General features: G+C 70.9%; 14 protein-coding genes. 9 read left to right on the plus strand and 5 right to left on the minus strand.

Going from position 1 to position 16137, the window contains the following annotated elements:
- Positions 1-27: 27 nt before the first annotated feature.
- Positions 28-1068, minus strand: coding sequence for an ABC transporter substrate-binding protein (locus AB0O53_RS21275; RefSeq protein ID WP_350995190.1), 1041 nt, complete (start codon positions 1066-1068; stop codon positions 28-30).
- Between the two features lie 233 nt (positions 1069-1301).
- On the opposite strand from AB0O53_RS21275, the gene AB0O53_RS21280 reads away from it, so the two are divergent.
- From AB0O53_RS21280 to AB0O53_RS21315, 8 genes are all read left to right on the plus strand, one after another.
- Positions 1302-2195 (plus strand): hypothetical protein, encoded by an 894-nt coding sequence (locus tag AB0O53_RS21280; RefSeq protein ID WP_350995192.1) that lies wholly within the window; start codon positions 1302-1304, stop codon positions 2193-2195.
- A 121-nt stretch (positions 2196-2316) separates the two neighbouring features.
- Positions 2317-2793 carry a hypothetical protein gene (locus tag AB0O53_RS21285; RefSeq protein ID WP_350995194.1) on the plus strand — a complete coding sequence of 159 codons (477 nt, stop codon included), beginning with the start codon at positions 2317-2319 and terminating at the stop codon, positions 2791-2793.
- A 39-nt stretch (positions 2794-2832) separates the two neighbouring features.
- A complete protein-coding gene (locus AB0O53_RS21290) occupies positions 2833-4284 on the plus strand; it encodes a permuted SH3 domain-containing protein (protein ID WP_365197445.1) in 1452 nt (483 codons plus the stop codon).
- Positions 4281-4970, plus strand: a complete 690-nt coding sequence (locus AB0O53_RS21295) for an ABC transporter ATP-binding protein (RefSeq protein ID WP_350995198.1) — start codon at positions 4281-4283, stop codon at positions 4968-4970. The genes AB0O53_RS21290 and AB0O53_RS21295 overlap by 4 nt, the downstream gene beginning before the upstream one ends.
- 77 nt (positions 4971-5047) lie before the next feature.
- Entirely contained in the window at positions 5048-6241 is a 1194-nt protein-coding gene (locus AB0O53_RS21300) for an ABC transporter permease (RefSeq protein ID WP_350995418.1), read from the plus strand.
- Positions 6242-6309: 68 nt separating this feature from the next.
- Positions 6310-8514 carry a glycoside hydrolase domain-containing protein gene (locus AB0O53_RS21305; protein WP_350995200.1) on the plus strand — a complete coding sequence of 735 codons (2205 nt, stop codon included), beginning with the start codon at positions 6310-6312 and terminating at the stop codon, positions 8512-8514.
- Between the two features lie 29 nt (positions 8515-8543).
- Positions 8544-8864, plus strand: coding sequence for a hypothetical protein (locus AB0O53_RS21310; RefSeq protein WP_365197448.1), 321 nt, complete (start codon positions 8544-8546; stop codon positions 8862-8864).
- Positions 8865-8886: 22 nt separating this feature from the next.
- Positions 8887-9591: a twin-arginine translocation signal domain-containing protein gene (locus tag AB0O53_RS21315; RefSeq protein WP_403139228.1), complete on the plus strand. Its 705-nt coding sequence runs from the start codon at positions 8887-8889 to the stop codon at positions 9589-9591.
- A gap of 57 nt (positions 9592-9648) precedes the next feature.
- On the opposite strand, the gene AB0O53_RS21320 is transcribed toward AB0O53_RS21315, so the two are convergent.
- Genes AB0O53_RS21320 through AB0O53_RS21335 form a run of 4 tightly spaced genes read right to left on the minus strand, consistent with a single transcriptional unit; the run spans position 9649 to position 15423 of the window.
- Positions 9649-10809, minus strand: a complete 1161-nt coding sequence (locus tag AB0O53_RS21320; protein ID WP_365197452.1) for an acyl-CoA dehydrogenase family protein — start codon at positions 10807-10809, stop codon at positions 9649-9651.
- 7 nt (positions 10810-10816) lie between these two features.
- Complete coding sequence (locus AB0O53_RS21325; RefSeq protein ID WP_350995420.1) at positions 10817-11734, minus strand: hydroxymethylglutaryl-CoA lyase; 918 nt, start codon at positions 11732-11734, stop codon at positions 10817-10819.
- Between the two features lie 11 nt (positions 11735-11745).
- Complete coding sequence (locus AB0O53_RS21330; protein ID WP_350995208.1) at positions 11746-13767, minus strand: acetyl-CoA carboxylase biotin carboxylase subunit; 2022 nt, start codon at positions 13765-13767, stop codon at positions 11746-11748.
- 24 nt (positions 13768-13791) lie between these two features.
- Positions 13792-15423 (minus strand): carboxyl transferase domain-containing protein, encoded by a 1632-nt coding sequence (locus AB0O53_RS21335; protein ID WP_350995210.1) that lies wholly within the window; start codon positions 15421-15423, stop codon positions 13792-13794.
- A 98-nt stretch (positions 15424-15521) separates the two neighbouring features.
- Here AB0O53_RS21335 and AB0O53_RS21340 point away from each other — a divergent pair, with 98 nt between their 5' ends.
- Positions 15522-16100 carry an SACE_7040 family transcriptional regulator gene (locus AB0O53_RS21340; RefSeq protein WP_350995211.1) on the plus strand — a complete coding sequence of 193 codons (579 nt, stop codon included), beginning with the start codon at positions 15522-15524 and terminating at the stop codon, positions 16098-16100.
- Positions 16101-16137 lie beyond the last annotated feature (37 nt).

Here is a 16137-nt window from a genome sequence, read left to right on the forward strand (position 1 = left end):
TCCGGGATCACCGGGCGCCCGCATGGGTCAGGAGACCTTCTTGGCGTTCTGGATGGCCTTGGCGAGGTCCTCGAGGATCTGCGCGCACTTGTCGTACGAGTAGATGGGCTCGGACACGCGCGGGACGACCTGGTTGGCCTTGACCGCGGGCAGCTCGCCCCAGGTCGGCTTGGCCTTCAGCTGCTCGGGCTGCAGGGTGCCGGTGCGGTTGTCGAGCAGGATGACGTCGGCCTTGTACTTGCCGGCGTTCTCCCAGCTGAGGCTCTCGAAGAAGCCGGCCTCGTCCAGCTTCTCCGGGACGACGAACTCGACGCCGAGCTCCTCGAAGTACTTCAGGTCGGCCGCGGTCTTCGGGGTGGAGACGTAGTACAGGGCGTCCGCGCCGGAGCCGGCGAGCACCTTGATGCCGGGGTTCGCCTTGGTGGCCTCACGGACCTTGGCGGCGGCCGCTTCGAAGCGCGCCTTGGAGTCCACGACGTTCTTGGCGCCCAGGTCGGCACCCAGGGACTTGGCCAGCTCGGCCGTGCGCTCCAGGGCCTTGGGCAGCGAGGTGTCGCCGCCCACCGAGATGGCGGCGGCCGGGGCCAGCTGCAGGATCTTGTCCTTGGAGGCCTCGGGCACGTACCAGTAGGTGCCGTCCCACGTGTTGGTGACCAGGAGGTCGGGCTGCAGGGAGGCGTACTTCTCGACGTTGAACTGGTCGTAGACGTTGCCGAGGATCTCGACCTTGGTGACGTCCAGCGAACCGGCCTGGACGTCGGGCTTGCCGTCGGCGGTCGTGGTCGGGCCGAAGACGCCCTTGACCGGGATGCCGTAGTCGTGGAGCGCGGCGGCGGTGCCGGTGAAGGCGACGATGTTCTTCGGCTTGGCCTTGGTGGAGACGTCCTTGCCGAGGTCGTCCTTGAAGGTCCAGGCGCCGGAGGACGCGGCGGCGGTGCTGCCCTTGTCGCCGTCACCCTTCGCCGAGTCGGTGCCACCGCACGCGGCGAGGACCGCTACGAGGCCGAGGGCGCCACCTGCCGCGACGAAGCCGCGACGGGTGAAGGAGGAGGTCCGGGACTGGGGCATGTCTACGTCCGCTTTCGTGCGTGCCAGGCGGCCACGGGGCCGTTCGAGTAGGAAGGGTAGCCTAACCTCATCATCGATACAGCCCCGGGTGGGTGAGGTGTCTCACTCGCTGTGAACTTGTGCGGCTGATTCGCGATCTTTAATGTCTCTTTATGCGGCGCCGGGGGGCGCTAAGAAGTGCAGGGAGCTGACCGAATCCCTTTCACTTCGCGCGCTTCATAGGGGGAATTCTCGTGCGTCACCACGCGCGACGGGCTGCCGTCGGCGTTTTTTCTCTGTTCGTTCTGGGTGCGGCCTCGGCGTGCGCCGGCGGTGATTCCGCCGAGGGCGGCGCGGGCGATGTCCCGTCCGGGGACAGGGCGTCCTGGACCCTGCCCGTCCAGGCCTATCTCCCGGACGAGAAGCAGAAGCAGCTCGTCTTCGACGCCAGGGAAGCCCTGCTCGTCAAGTGCATGGCGCGGTACGGCTTTTCGTACAAGCCCGCTCCGCCGCTGCCGAAGTTCGGGCCGAAGTCGATGACCGACCTGCGCTACGGGATCCACGACGAGGCGACCGTCTCGCGCTACGGCTACAAGCCGCCCGTCGACCTCGCCGCGATCCGCGAACAGGAACGCGCCGCCGTCGACGGCACGGTCCTCTCCGCGGACGAGGAAGCGGTGATGACGGGCCAGGGCGCGGCCGGTTCCGTTGCGGCCGACCTCCCGGCCGGGGGCTGCGGCGGGGAGGTCGTGCGCGAGATCACGGGCTCCGACGCGGGCCAGTCGATGCTCGCGACGGAACTCGGCAACGAGGCGTACATCAAGGCCCAGCAGGAGCCCGAGGTCAAGCAGGCCTTCGCCGACTGGGCGTCCTGCATGAAGGAGAAGGGCTTCCCCTACGAGAAGCCCATGGACGCGGTGGACGACCAGCGGTTCGCATCCGAGAAGCCCTCGGAGGCTGAGCTCTCGACCGCCGGGGCCGATCTGGCGTGCCGCGCGAAGTCGCGGGTGGCCGAGGTCTGGTACGCCGCGGAGGTCACCATCCAGAAGTCGCTGATCGAGCAGAACTCCGAGCGGCTCGACAAGGTTAAGTCGGACCTCGCCCTTTCCGTGAAGAACGCCTCCAAGGTGCTCGGCGACAAGGGCTGAAGCAGCCCTCCCCCCCCCGGAGTCCGCCCGACTCCCGAATTTCCTCCATGCCGTCACGGCCGTCCGCGTTTCCGGGCTGCCGTGGGGGCTGTCCATCCTGCATCGAACAAGGAAGAGAACCATGGTGAAGAAGTCCATGACCGCCGGCGCGGTGGCTGCGGCCGCCCTCGTCGCCGTCATCACCGCTCCGGGGACCGCCAGTGCCGTCGACGTGAGCGAGAACCGCAACTACCTGTCCCAGTCAGCCTGTTCGGGAACGGAGTTCAAGTTCACGTTCCGCTTCAACTCGAACCAGCAGGGCGCGTACCGCAAGCTCGGGTACTCGCACGGCAACCTCGCCGCCTCCGAGGTCTTCCAGTTCGAGGACCCCACCAAGTACCCGCTGACGTTCTGCTCCGGGACGGGCAAGGGCTCGGGCGAGGGCATCAAGAACAACGCCGCTTCCATCTCGAACGCCCACACCTCCTACGGTGCGGTCGTCTACTACAACAGCTGGTGGCAGGGCGCCTCCGACGGCCTGCAGCCGGGCGTTCCGACCCCGGTCAGCCGCAACCTGTCCAACACGTACAACCAGAACGCCTCCTTCAAGTGGAGCTGACGCACGTTCTGTTGTCGCGTTGAGAGAGAGGCGTAGGTAGTGGCGGACAGCTGTCGGGACAGGGGACTGACGAAGCGTCGGCGTTGGGTCGCGGGCATAGCCCTCGGCGCGATCCTGCTTTCCGGAGCGGGAACGGCGGCAGCCCAGCTGGTCAAGTCCCCGGCTCAGGCAGCGGCGGACTCGGCGGCCCCGCCGCCGAGTCTGCTCACCGCTCCGGTCGAGCGCCGGGTGCTCAAGGACTCGGTGACCCTCCGGGGGACGGTCACGGCCGAGCAGTCGGTGGACGTGAAGGCCTCCGGCAAGGGGGCTTCGGCCGGAGTGTCCGTCGTCACCAGGACACCGCTCGCGGCCGGGGACTCCGTCAAGCACGGCGCCGTGCTCCTGGAGGTCTCCGGCCGTCCGGTGTTCGCCCTCAAGGGCACGCTCCCGGCCTACCGCGACATCAAGCCGGGCATGAACGGCCAGGACGTCGCCCAGTTGCAGAGCGCCCTGGCCGAGCTGGGGCACGCGACGGGCGGCGACCGGTCCGGCAGCTTCGGCGCCGGTACCAAGGCGGCTCTTTCCGCCTACTACGAAAGCATCGGGTACGAACCCACCGAGGCGCAGCAGGACGGCGCGTCGGCCGTGCGGGACGCGGCGAAGGCCGTCACCGAGGCCGAGCGCCGCCTCCAGGACATCCGCGACGGCGGGCACACCACCCCGGCACCGGGCGGAGCGCAGCCGTCCAAGAACCCGGACAAGGAACCTGCCGGGGACCCCGCCAAGGACCTGGGCAAGGAGACCAAGCGCGCCCAGACGGACCTCGACGACGCACGCAAGACCCTCGCCGACCTCCAGGCCGTGGCCGGGCCCATGGTGCCCGTTTCGGAGGTCGTCTTCCTCGGCGGCTTCCCCGCCCGGGTGGACGCGCTCCTCGCGCGCGTGGGGGCGGAACCGTCCGGAAAGGCCATGACGGTGTCCGCCGGGGCCCTCGTGGTCAACGGCTACCTGCAGCCCCACCAGAAGGGACTGGTCCGCAAGGGGCAGCCGGTGCAGATCCTCTCCGAGAGCTCCGGCATCAAGGGGCAGGCCCAGGTGGCGTCCGTGGCGGACGCCGTGGCCCGCCCCGCCGCGGCCGGCGAGGGGGCGTCCGCGGACCGCGGGCCGGCAGAGGGCCAGGGCCAGGCGCAGGGCTACCTGATGGTGGTCAAGCCCGAGGCCGGGCTCGACCCCTCGCTCGCCGGGCAGAGCGTCCGCCTCACCGTCGAGGCGGGATCGACCGGAGGGCCGGTCCTGGTGGTCCCGGTCTCGGCGGTCTCCGCGGGAACGGACGGGGGGACCTACGTCCAGGTGCTGGGGAAGGACGGCGCGCGCCGCAGGGCCGAAGTGACCACCGGGGTGACGGGCGACGGCCACGTCGAGGTGCGTCCCCTCGACGGCGGATCGCTCACCGAAGGGGACAAGGTCGTCACCGGCCTGTCGTCCGCGCGGCGGCCGGGTGCGCCGCGGTGACGGCGCGGCAGCCGGTCGTCGAACTGCGGGGGGCGTCACTGACCTATCCCGGCCCGCCGCCCGTAGCCGCGCTCGGCGAGGTCGACCTCGTCGTGCACAGCGGTGAGTTCCTGACGGTCGTCGGCCCCTCGGGATCGGGGAAGTCGACGTTCCTGAACGTGGTCGGGCTGCTCGACGCGCCGACCTCCGGCAGCTACCTCCTCGACGGACTGGACACCGGCGCGCTCCACGACACCGACCGCACGGCCCTGCGGGGCCGGCGCATCGGCTTCGTCTTCCAGGCGTTCCACCTCCTGCCGCACCGCAGTGCCTGGGAGAACGTGGCCATGGCCCTGCTCTACCAGGGCGTGCCGGCCGCGGCCCGGAAGGAGCGCGCGGAAGAGGCCCTGCGCCGGGTCGGGCTGGAACACCGGATGACGGCGATGCCGACCACGCTCTCCGGCGGAGAACGCCAGCGCGTCGCGGTGGCGCGCGCCCTCGTGGGCCGCCCCTCCCTGCTGCTGTGCGACGAGCCGACGGGCAATCTCGACAGCTCGAACGCCGATTCCGTCCTCTGCCTGCTGGAAGAGCTCAACCGGTCGGGGATGACCATCATCGTGATCACCCACGACCCCGCCGTGGCCGCGCGCGGCCGCCGCGCGGTGGCGATCCGCGACGGCGTCCTGACGGAGAGCGGGGCGCTGTGAAGCGGATCCGCCCCCTGCCCCGCCCCCTGTCCCGCCCGGTGTTCCGCCGGGCGGAGCGACAGGTCGTGCCCTCCCGCATGCGCCGCAGGGACCTGCTCTCCGAAGCCCTCGCCGGAACACTGCAGCGACCCGTCCGGTCCGCCCTGACGTCCGTCGGTACCGTCCTCGGAGTCGGCACCTTCGTGGCCATCCTCGGACTGACCGCGACCGCCTCCTCGCAGATCGACGACCGCTTCAACGCGCTCAGCGCCACGGAGGTGACGGTCGAGGACGTCGCCCGGCAGAAGAACGAGTTCGTGGACCTCGCGTTCCCGCCGGACGCCGACGCCCGCGTCGGCGCCCTCAACGGTGTGGAGAACGGCGGCGTGTACTGGCCCGTACGGCTGGCCGAGGGGGCCACCGTGCGGTCCTCACCCGTCGCCGCCACGCCGGGAGGACGCCGTATCCAGGTGGTCGCCGCCTCCTCCGGGGTACTGCGCGCGGCCGGGCCCGAGCTGGCGGAGGGCCGCCTCTACGACTCCTGGCACGACGCCACCGGCCAGCGGGTGGCCGTGGTCGGTGCGGGCGTCGCGGCCGATCTGGGGATCACCACCCTGGAGACCCGGCCCGTCGTCTTCATCGGCGACGAACCGTTCACCGTCGTCGGCATCGCCTCGGACGTGGAGCGCAAGGCGGACCTCCTGATGTCGGTCGTCGTTCCGCGCAGCACCGCACAGCAGGTCTGGGGTCCTCCGCAGGGCGGCGCGACGATGCTCATCGAGACGCGGATCGGGGCGGCCGCCCAGGTGGCCGGTGAGGTGGCGACGGCCCTCGACCCCGCGCACGCCGAGTACTTCAAGGCCGTTCCCCCGATCGACCCGAAGGCCCTGAGGAGCAAGGTCACGGGCGATCTGGACCAGCTGTTCCTGCTGCTCGCCTCGATCTGTCTGCTCATCGGGACCGTCGGCATCGCCAACACGACGCTGGTGGCGGTGATGGAACGCACGGGTGAGATCGGACTGCGCCGGGCCCTGGGCGCCCGGGGCCGCCACATCACCGCCCAGTTCCTCGCGGAGTCGGGGGCGCTGGGCGCGCTCGGCGGCCTCGTCGGTACCTCGCTGGGCACCCTGACCGTCGTCGCGGTCGCCGTCGCCCGTGACTGGACCCCCGTCATCCACCCGGCCACCGCCGCCCTCGCACCCGTCATCGGCCTGGTCACGGGCCTGGTCGCGGGGGTGTATCCGGCCTGGCGGGCCAGCCGCATCCAACCGGTCGAAGCCCTGCGCCGCTAGCCCCACCGGGGCGTCCGCAGGCCCCACCGCTTTCCGTCCGCACACCTTCGAATGTCAGGAGACAGCTCATGGCCGACGAGATGGTTCGTCTCGCCCAACGATTCGTGAACACGACCTACGGCAACGGTGCGACGCTCGGCATATCCAAGCTGGACGAGAACGGCGTCACCAGCTGGACCACGATGTACGCGCTGACCCGGGCGCTCCAGTACGAGATGGGCATCACCTCCCTCTCGGACTCCTTCGGACCGACGACGCTCGGCACGATCGGATCGAAGTACGGCAAGCTCGACGAGACCACCGTCCCCTCGGCTAACTTCTGCCGGATCATCCAGTCCGCCCTGTACTGCAAGGGCTACGACGGCGGTGAGATCGACGGCAAGTACAACTCCCGGGTCAAGGCCTCCGTCGCGAAGCTGATCCAGAACATGGGCCTGAGCGCCGCCTACCCGGGCAGCTCCCTGTGGCCGAAGGTCGCCAAGGGCCTGTTCAACATGGACGCCTACGTCACCGTCAACGGCGGTTCGGACACCATCCGCACCATCCAGCAGTGGCTGAACGGCCGGTACATCCTGCGCAAGGACTTCTACGCCATCCCCTGCGACGGCCACCACTCCCGCGACGTCGCCAAGTCGATGCTGTTCGCCGTCCAGTACGAGCTGGGCATGGCCGACGGCACCGCGAACGGCGCCTTCGGGCCGGGCACCCAGGCCGGACTGAAGTCCCACACGGTCTCGGCCGGTGCCACGGGCACGTGGGCGCAGCTGTTCACCGCCGCGATGGTCCTCAACAAGCGGGCCGTCCCCTTCGGGGACTTCACCGGTGCGGTCAAGACCGGTGTGGAGAGCTTCCAGTCGTTCATGAAGCTGCCGGTCACCGGGTCCGGCGACTTCCAGACGTGGGCCTCGCTGCTCGTCTCCTACGGCGACCAGACCCGCAAGGGCACGGCGTGCGACGGCGTCACGATGATCACGCAGGCCCGCGCCGAGGCCCTGAAGGCCGCCGGCTACAAGTACGTCGGCCGGTACCTCTACAACCCGTCGACCACGTCCCTGCCGGAGAAGGCGATCCAGCCCGGCGAGCTCGCCACGATCAAGGCGAACGGGCTGCGCTGCTTCCCGATCTTCCAGACGTGGAGCCGGTCCGCCGACTACTTCAGCTACAACCAGGGCACGGGCGACGCCTTCAAGGCCATCGAATGGGCCCAGTACCACGGCTTCAAGCCGGGCACGATCATCTACTTCGCGGTCGACTACGACGCGATGGACGGCGAGATCACCGAATACATCGTTCCGCACTTCCGCGGGGTGATGCGCACCATCGCCGAGAACTCCGGCTACAGGGTGGGCGTCTACGGTCCGCGCAACGTGTGCCAGCGGGTTGCGGACGCCGGCTTCGCGGAGACGAGCTTCGTCTCCGACATGTCCAGCGGCTTCTCCGGGAACCTCGGCTACCCGATGCCGACCAACTGGGCGTTCGACCAGATCGCCACGATCACCGTCGGCTCGGGCGCCGGCTCGATCAACATCGACAACAACATCGCCTCGGGCCGCGACCTCGGCCAGGCCGACTTCAACGCCGGAGCCTCCTCCGACGGCCTGGACGTCGACCTGGACAAGACCGCCTACCGCGATTCCATGCTCACCGATGTCCGCCAGTACCTGACGAAGATCGGCGTTCCGGAGACGGGCGGCGACGGCTGGGACAAGGACTGGGCCACCACCGGCGGCATCACCACCACCAAGGCGTTCGACCTCGTCCTGAGCGCGGACTGGCTCTTCACCTCCCTGGCCCGGCAGCTGCGGCTGCGCAAGGCCCTGATCCAGGCACCGGTGATGTGGGAGCTGCGCAAGCTCAACCCCGGCGACGTGGTGGCCGACATGGCCGTCCGCAACGGGCTGAAGGAGGACTCCAGCACGGGCTGGGGCCAGATCTTCGCGTGGGTGGCCATCGAGGCGCGCAACTACTGCATGCAGCAGGGCATCATCAACGGGACGCCGCTGACCAAGAGCGCCGACCTGAAGTCGGTCTGGACCAACCTGAGCACGGATGAGACGTACAACATCCGCACGGCCGGCTACCTGACGGTGTACAACGCCCACCAGCTCGGCATTCCCCGTCCGGGCCTGAACACCAGCGCCGCCCACACCCAGGACCTGCTCGCCCGCTACAACGGCCCCATCACCGACCCGGACGCGCGTGAGTACGGCAAGCAGCTGATGGGCCTGTACAGCGTGCTCGAGAACTACAACCGGCTCTCCCGCACCAAGTGACCCCGATCATGAGCGTGAATACTGGGCGCATGCGAAAGCAATGGTGGATAGCCGCAGGGGCGAACCTGCTGATGGGCGTGCCGGCCGTCGTGCCGGTCTGGCTCCTTTGGTACATCGCCGTCAACGGGCCGCTCGCCGACCTCGGCTGGACCCTGCGGGATTCCTCGGAGGACGACGGCGTACTGGTCTGGGTGGTGCTGGCGGCGCCGGTCGTGACCGTGTTCGCCCTCCTGTGGTGGCTCGTCAACCGCTTCGTGCGGCGGCGGAACACGGCGGCGGCGCGGGTGTACTGGCCGGTGTGCGTCCTGGCGACCCTGGTCCCCTCGTTCGCGCTCATGATCTTTCTGTGAGGACGAGAAAGAGATGAACAGCATGCAGAACGCGATGACGCGACGGTCCGTGGTCAAGGGTGCCGCGGTGCTCGGTGCCGCGACCGCCATGGGCTCCCTGCTCCCGGGCACGGCCTCGGCCGCGCCGAAGAAGGACGAGGAGCAGCCGAAGAAGCTCCCGGTGTCCGCGAACGGGTGGACCATCGAGAAGGAGGCGAACAACGTCTCCACCGTGTGGACCCGCACCGTCGCCGGCACCGGGCTCAAGGTCGACGTCCGGATCGGTGACGCGGAGGCGCTGCTCCTCCACGTGGTCCGCCGCTTCCACTACGAGATCGAGCAGCTCAGCGCGGTCGACCTGGCCGGCTGGCGCGCGATCGAGGGGCTCCGCAAGGACCGCCCCGAATCCAACCTGGCCTCCGGCACCGCGGTGCGCGTCCGTCCGGGCGCCTCCGCCGAGGGAGGGCTCTTCGAGTTCCAGGAACTGGTGCTGCGCGACATCCTCGCCGACTGCGAGGGAGTCGTGCGCTGGGGCGGCGACGACAAGCAGGTCGACGAGTCGCTGTTCTACCTCGACGGCGGACCGGACGACGAGCGGATCAAGAACGCCGCGGACAAGATCCGGCTCTGGGACGAGACGCCCAGCGCCGGTGCCGGAGTCGCCGTGGACGTCCAGGCGCCGACCCGGCGCAGCCGCGCCGACCGGCTGGCGGGTACCCAGCGCTCCGGTGGCGTGACCGCCCGCTGATACGCCGATGTACGGCACGGGCCCCGGGCCCGTGCCGTACATCCGGCACCTGCTGCCTCAGCCGGCGAAGCCCAGTTCGCGGGCGATCAGCATGCGCTGCACCTCGCTGGTGCCCTCGCCGATCTCCAGGATCTTGGAGTCGCGCCACATGCGCGCCACCGGGTACTCGTTCATGAAGCCGTACCCGCCGTGGATCTGCGTCGCGTCACGGGCGTTGTCCACGGCCACCGTGGAGGAGTACAGCTTCGCGATCGCCGCCTCCTTCTTGAACGGCTCGCCGGCCACCAGCCGGGAGGCCGCGTCGCGCCAGCCGATGCGGGCCATGTGGGCGCGCATCTCCATGTCGGCCAGCTTGAACTGGATCGCCTGGTTGTCGCCGATGGCCTTGCCGAAGGCGTGCCGCTCCTTGGCGTACTTCACCGACTCGTCCACACAGCCCTGCGCGAGGCCCGTGGCGAGCGCGGAGATGGCGATCCGGCCCTCGTCGAGGATCCGCAGGAACTGCGCGTAGCCGCGGCCCTCGTCGCCCACCAGGTTGGCCAGGGGCACCCGGACGTTGTCGAAGGACAGCTCACGGGTGTCCGAGGAGTTCCAGCCCACCTTGGAGTAGGGGGCGGCCACCGTGAAGCCCGGGGTGCCGGACGGGACGATGATCGAGGAGATCTCCGGGCGGCCGTCCGCCTTGCGGCCCGTCACGGCCGTGACGGTGACCAGACCGGTGATGTCCGTACCGGAGTTGGTGATGAAGCACTTCGAGCCGTTGATGACCCACTCGTCGCCGTCCTTGACGGCGGTCGTACGGGTGCCGCCGGCGTCGGAGCCCGCGCCGGGCTCGGTCAGGCCGAAGGCGCCCAGCACCTCACCGGAGCACAGCTTCGGCAGCCACTCGCGCTTCTGCTCCTCGGTGCCGAAGAGGTAGAGGGGCATGGCGCCGAGGGAGACCCCGGCCTCCAGGGTGATGGCGACCGAGGAGTCGACGCGGGCCAGCTCCTCCAGGGCGATGCCCAGGGCGAGGTAGTCCCCGCCCATGCCGCCGTACTCCTCGGGGAAGGGCAGGCCGAACAGGCCCATGCGGCCCATCTCGGCGACGATCTCGTAGGGGAACTCGTGCCGCTCGTACAGGTCGCCGATCTTCGGGGCGACGACGTCGTGGGCGAACGCCTCGACGGTGCGGCGGAGTTCCTCGTGCTCGGGGGTGAGCCGGTGGTCGAGGGACATGGTGTGACTACTCCTTGTGGGAGAGGGCGCGGACGGTACGGGAGGGGCTGGGACGTCCCAGCCGTTCGGCCATCCACACGCTCGTGGCGGTGAGGGCGGCCAGGTCGACCCCGGTCTCGATGCCGAGACCGTCGAGCATCCACACCAGGTCCTCGGTGGCGAGGTTGCCCGTGGCGCTCTTCGCGTACGGGCATCCGCCGAGGCCGCCCGCGGAGGCGTCGACGGTGGTGACGCCGTGCTGGAGCGCGGCGAGGGTGTTGGACAGGGCCTGGCCGTAGGTGTCGTGGAAGTGCACGCCGATGCGGTCGGTGGGGACACCGGCCTCGTTCAGCGCGGAGAGCAGGGCCTGGACGTGGCCCGGGGTGGCGACGCCGATCGTGTCGCCGAGGCTCAGCTCGTCACAGCCGAGGTCGAGCAGGGCCTTGGCCACGGTGACGACCTGGTGGACCGGCACGGCGCCTTCCCAGGGATCGCCGAAGCACATGGACAGGTAGCCGCGGACGTGCGCCCCGCCCTGCCGGGCCCGGGCCACGACGGGCTCGAACATCGCGAGGGACTCGGCGACGGTGCGGTTGAGGTTGCGGGAGGCGAAGGTCTCCGTGGCCGAGCCGAACACGGCGATACGGGTGGCCCCGAGCGCGAGCGCGCGGTCCAGGCCGCGCTCGTTCGGCACGAGGACGGGCAGCGCGGCATCCACGTCGGCGAGCATCGGGAAGAGCTGCTCGGCGTCGGCCAGCTGGGGCACCCACTTGGGGTGCACGAAGCTGGTGGCCTCGATGGTGGTCAGGCCCGCGGCGGCCAGGCGGTGGACGAACTCCGCCTTGACCTCCGTGGGGACGGCCGTCTTCTCGTTCTGCAGGCCGTCGCGGGCGCCGACCTCGTGGATGCGGACCCGGGCCGGCAGGCCGGGGGCCGGGACGCTCATGGGCAGCCCGATCACGCGCCCTCCTCCTCGTCCGCGGTGACGACGGCCAGCACCTGGTCCATCGCGACGGTGGTGCCGGGGGAGACGTCCAGCTCGGTGACCGTGCCGGCGTGCGGGGCGGAGATGACGTGCTCCATCTTCATCGCCTCGACGACCAGCAGGCTCTGACCGGCCGCCACCTTGTCGCCGACGGCCACCTTGACGACGGTGACGGTGCCGGGCATGGGGGCGGCGAGGGTGTCGGCCCCTGCCCGGCCGGCGCCGCTGAGGTTGGCCACGACGGGGTCGTGCCGCTGGACGTGCCAGGAGTCGGCGTCGCGTCCGAGCCAGGTCCCCTCCGGGGAGGCGGCGTGGCTGAAGCGGTGGGTGACGCCGTCGAGTTCGACGGTGACGGTGCCGGGGGTGCGGCTGACGATCCGGCCGCGGGCCGGTGCGGCTGAATCCGCCCCGTCGGGGGCGGAGACGAGGACCTCGGTGTCCGCGCCCAGGGGGCGGGTGCGGACCTCCACCGGCTCCTGGCCCGGGAGACGGAAGTGGTGGAACGTCCAGGCGGGGGTGCCGCCCAGGCGCCAGCCGCTCGCGGCGTCGAAGGGGTCGACCCATCCCGCCGCCCGCGGCTCCGGCGCGGTGCCCGCCAGCAGGGCTGCGGTGGCGTACACCTCGTCCGGGACCCCCTCCGGGAGGAGCTCCGCGAGGTCGCGTTCGACCAGACCGGTGTCCAGGTCGCCCGACACCACATCGGGGTGGGCCAGCAGCCGCCGCAGGAAACCGGCGTTCGTCTGCACGCCCAGGATCACCGTGTCGGCCAGGGCCCCCCGCAGCATGCGCAGGGCGGTCGCCCGGTCCGGGCCGTGGACGATGACCTTGGACAGCATCGGGTCGTACGTCGAGCCCACCGGCACGCCCGCCGTCAGGCCCGAGTCCGTACGGACCGCGCCGCCCGACGGCTCCGACAGGGCCAGGACCGTACCGCCGGACGGCAGGAAGCCGCGCGCCGGGTCCTCCGCGCAGACGCGGGCCTCGATGGCGTGCCCGGTCAGCCGGATGTCGTCCTGGGCGACGGGAAGGGCCTCGCCGGAGGCGACCCGCAGCTGGAGCTCCACCAGGTCCAGGCCGGTGATCAGTTCGGTCACCGGGTGCTCGACCTGGAGCCGGGTGTTCATCTCCATGAAGTAGTAGGAGGAGGGGTCGCCGCCGGGGACGATGAACTCCACCGTGCCCGCGCCGACGTACCCGCAGGAGCGGGCCGCGTCGACGGCCGCCGCGCCCATCGCCGCCCGGGTCTTCTCGTCGAGCAGGACCGAGGGGGCCTCCTCGATGACCTTCTGGTGCCGGCGCTGCAGCGAGCACTCCCGCTCGCCGAGGTGGACCACGTTGCCGTGGGCGTCCGCCATCACCTGGATCTCGATGTGCCGGGGCCGGTCCACCCACCGCTCGACGAGCAGGGTGTCGTCGCCGAAGGACGAACGGGCCTCGCGGCGGGCCGCCGCGATCTCCTCGGCGAGCACCGCCTCGTCGCGCACGAGCCGCATACCCTTGCCGCCGCCGCCCGCCGAGGGCTTCAGCAGCACCGGCATGCCGATCTCCGAGGCAGCCGCGACCAGTTCGGCGTCCGAGAGGCCGCTGCCCGAGGAGCCGGGGACCACGGGCACGCCCGCCGCCTTCACGGTCTCCTTGGCGCGGATCTTGTCGCCCATGAGGGAGATGGCGCTCGCGGGCGGCCCGATGAAGACCAGGCCGGCATCGGTGCAGGCCTGCGCGAAGCCGGCGTTCTCGGCGAGGAAGCCGTAGCCGGGGTGCACGGCCTCGGCGCCCGTCCGCCGCGCGGCGTCGAGCAGCCGCTCCACGGACAGATAGCTCTCCGCGGCCGCCGCCGGGCCGATCCGGACGGCCGTGTCGGCCTCCCGTACGTGGCGGGCGTCCGCGTCCGCGTCGCTGAAGACGGCCACGGAGCGGATGCCGAGCTCCCGCAGGGTGCGGATGACCCGGACCGCGATCTCGCCGCGGTTCGCGACCAGAACAGTGCTGAACATCAGTGAGGTCCTCACGTCACAACGTCACATACGGAAGATGCCGAAGCCCGGCTGCGTCTGATCCTTTTGGCCCAGCGGGGCGTTCGCGCACGCGGTCAGGGCCAGTCCCAGCACCTGCCGGGTCTCCATGGGGTCGATGACCCCGTCGTCCCACAGCCGCGCCGTGGCGTAGTAGGCGTTGCCCTGCTCCTCGTACTGGGCGCGGACCGGGGCCTTGAAGGCCTCCTCGTCCTCGGCCGGCCACTCCTGGCCGGCGCCCTCGATCTGGTCGCGCTTGACCGTCGCGAGGACCGAGGCCGCCTGCTCGCCGCCCATGACGGAGATCTTGGCGTTGGGCCACATCCACAGGAAGCGGGGCGAGTACGCCCGCCCGCACATCGAGTAGTTGCCCGCGCCGTACGAGCCGCCGACCACCACCGTCAGCTTCGGGACCCGGGCGCAGGCCACGGCCGTCACCATCTTGGCGCCGTGCTTGGCGATGCCGCCCGCCTCGTAGTCGCGGCCGACCATGAAGCCGGAGATGTTCTGGAGGAAGAGCAGCGGGATGCCGCGCTGGTCGCACAGCTCGATGAAGTGCGCGCCCTTCTGGGCGGACTCGGCGAACAGGATGCCGTTGTTCGCGATGATCCCGACGGGGTGGCCGTGGATCCGGGCGAAGCCGGTGACCAGCGTCTGGCCGAACTCGGACTTGAACTCCTGGAAGCGGGAGCCGTCCACGACCCGCGCGATGATCTCGCGGGCGTCGTAGGGGGTGCGCGAGTCGACGGGGACCGCGCCGTACAGCCCGGCCGGGTCCACCTTCGGCTCCTCCGGGGCCTCGACCGACCAGGGCAGGGCCCCGCGCTCGGGCAGGGTCGCCACGATGTTCCGTACGATCCGCAGCGCGTGCGCGTCGTCCTCCGCGAGGTGGTCCGTCACGCCGGAGACGCGGGAGTGGACCTCGCCGCCGCCGAGCTCCTCGGCGGAGACGACCTCACCGGTGGCGGCCTTCACCAGCGGCGGGCCGCCGAGGAAGATCGTGCCCTGGTTGCGGACGATGACGGCCTCGTCGCTCATGGCCGGCACGTACGCCCCGCCCGCGGTGCAGGAGCCGAGGACGGCGGCGATCTGCGGGATGCCGGCGCCCGACATGCGTGCCTGGTTGTAGAAGATCCGGCCGAAGTGCTCGCGGTCCGGAAAGACCTCGTCCTGCATCGGCAGGAAGGCGCCGCCGGAGTCGACCAGGTAGAGGCAGGGGAGACGATTCTCCAGCGCCACCTCCTGGGCGCGCAGGTGCTTCTTCACGGTCATCGGGTAGTACGTGCCGCCCTTGACGGTGGCGTCGTTCGCGACGATCACGCACTCGCGGCCGCTGACCCGGCCGATGCCCGCGATGACCCCGGCGGCGGGGGCGGAGCCCCCGTACATGCCCTCGGCGGCCAGTGGCGCCAGCTCCAGGAAGGGGGAGCCCGGGTCGAGGAGGGTGTCCACGCGGTCGCGCGGGAGGAGCTTCCCGCGGGCGGTGTGGCGGGCGCGGGCCTTCTCGCCGCCGCCGAGCCGGGCCGCGTCGAGCCGGGCGCGCAGGCCCTCGGTCAGCTCGCGGTGGGCGGCCTCGTTGGTCCGCCAGGCCTCGGACGCCGGGTCCGCGGCGCTCGTCAGCACTGGTGCCTGCTGCATCGGTCGAGCTCCCTTGCTCGTTCCAGGCGGTTAATGAGCGTTAACGCTCGTGAGCTCAGGTTAACGACCGCTAACGGCCCTGTCTAGAATGGTTTCCCATGAGCACCAGAGCGGCCGCCCCGACCCGACGCGAGCAGATCCTCAGCGAGGCCGCCCGCCTCTTCGCCGCGCGCGGGTTCCACGGCGTCGGCGTGGACGAGATAGGGGCCGCGGTCGGCATCAGCGGCCCCGGCCTGTACCGGCACTTCGCGGGCAAGGACGCCATGCTCGCCGAGCTGCTGGTCGGCATCAGCGAGCGGCTGCTCACCGGCGGCCGCCACCGGGTCGCGGAGGCGGCGGGCGACCCGGGCCGGGTCCTGTCCTCCCTCATCGACGGCCACATCGACTTCGCGCTCGACGACCGGGCGCTGATCACCCTGCACGACCGGGAGCTCGACCGGCTGCGCGAGGCGGACCGCAAGCTCGTACGGCAGCTCCAGCGGCAGTACGTGGAGCTGTGGGTGGACGTCGTACGGGAACTGCACCCCGAGGTGGGCGAGGCCGAGGTGCGGGTCGCCGTGCACGCGGTCTTCGGCCTGCTCAACTCCACCCCGCACCTGGCCGCGCTCGGCCGGGAGGCCGTGGAGTCGCTGCTGCGCCGGCTCGCGCACGGGGCCTTCGGGGCGCTGTCGGCATGACCCGGGGCGTCCGCCGACCGGAATGGACGCGCCGCCT

The sequence above is a fragment of the Streptomyces erythrochromogenes genome (assembly GCF_040684695.1).
Taxonomy (GTDB): Bacteria; Actinomycetota; Actinomycetes; order Streptomycetales; family Streptomycetaceae; genus Streptomyces; species Streptomyces erythrochromogenes_C.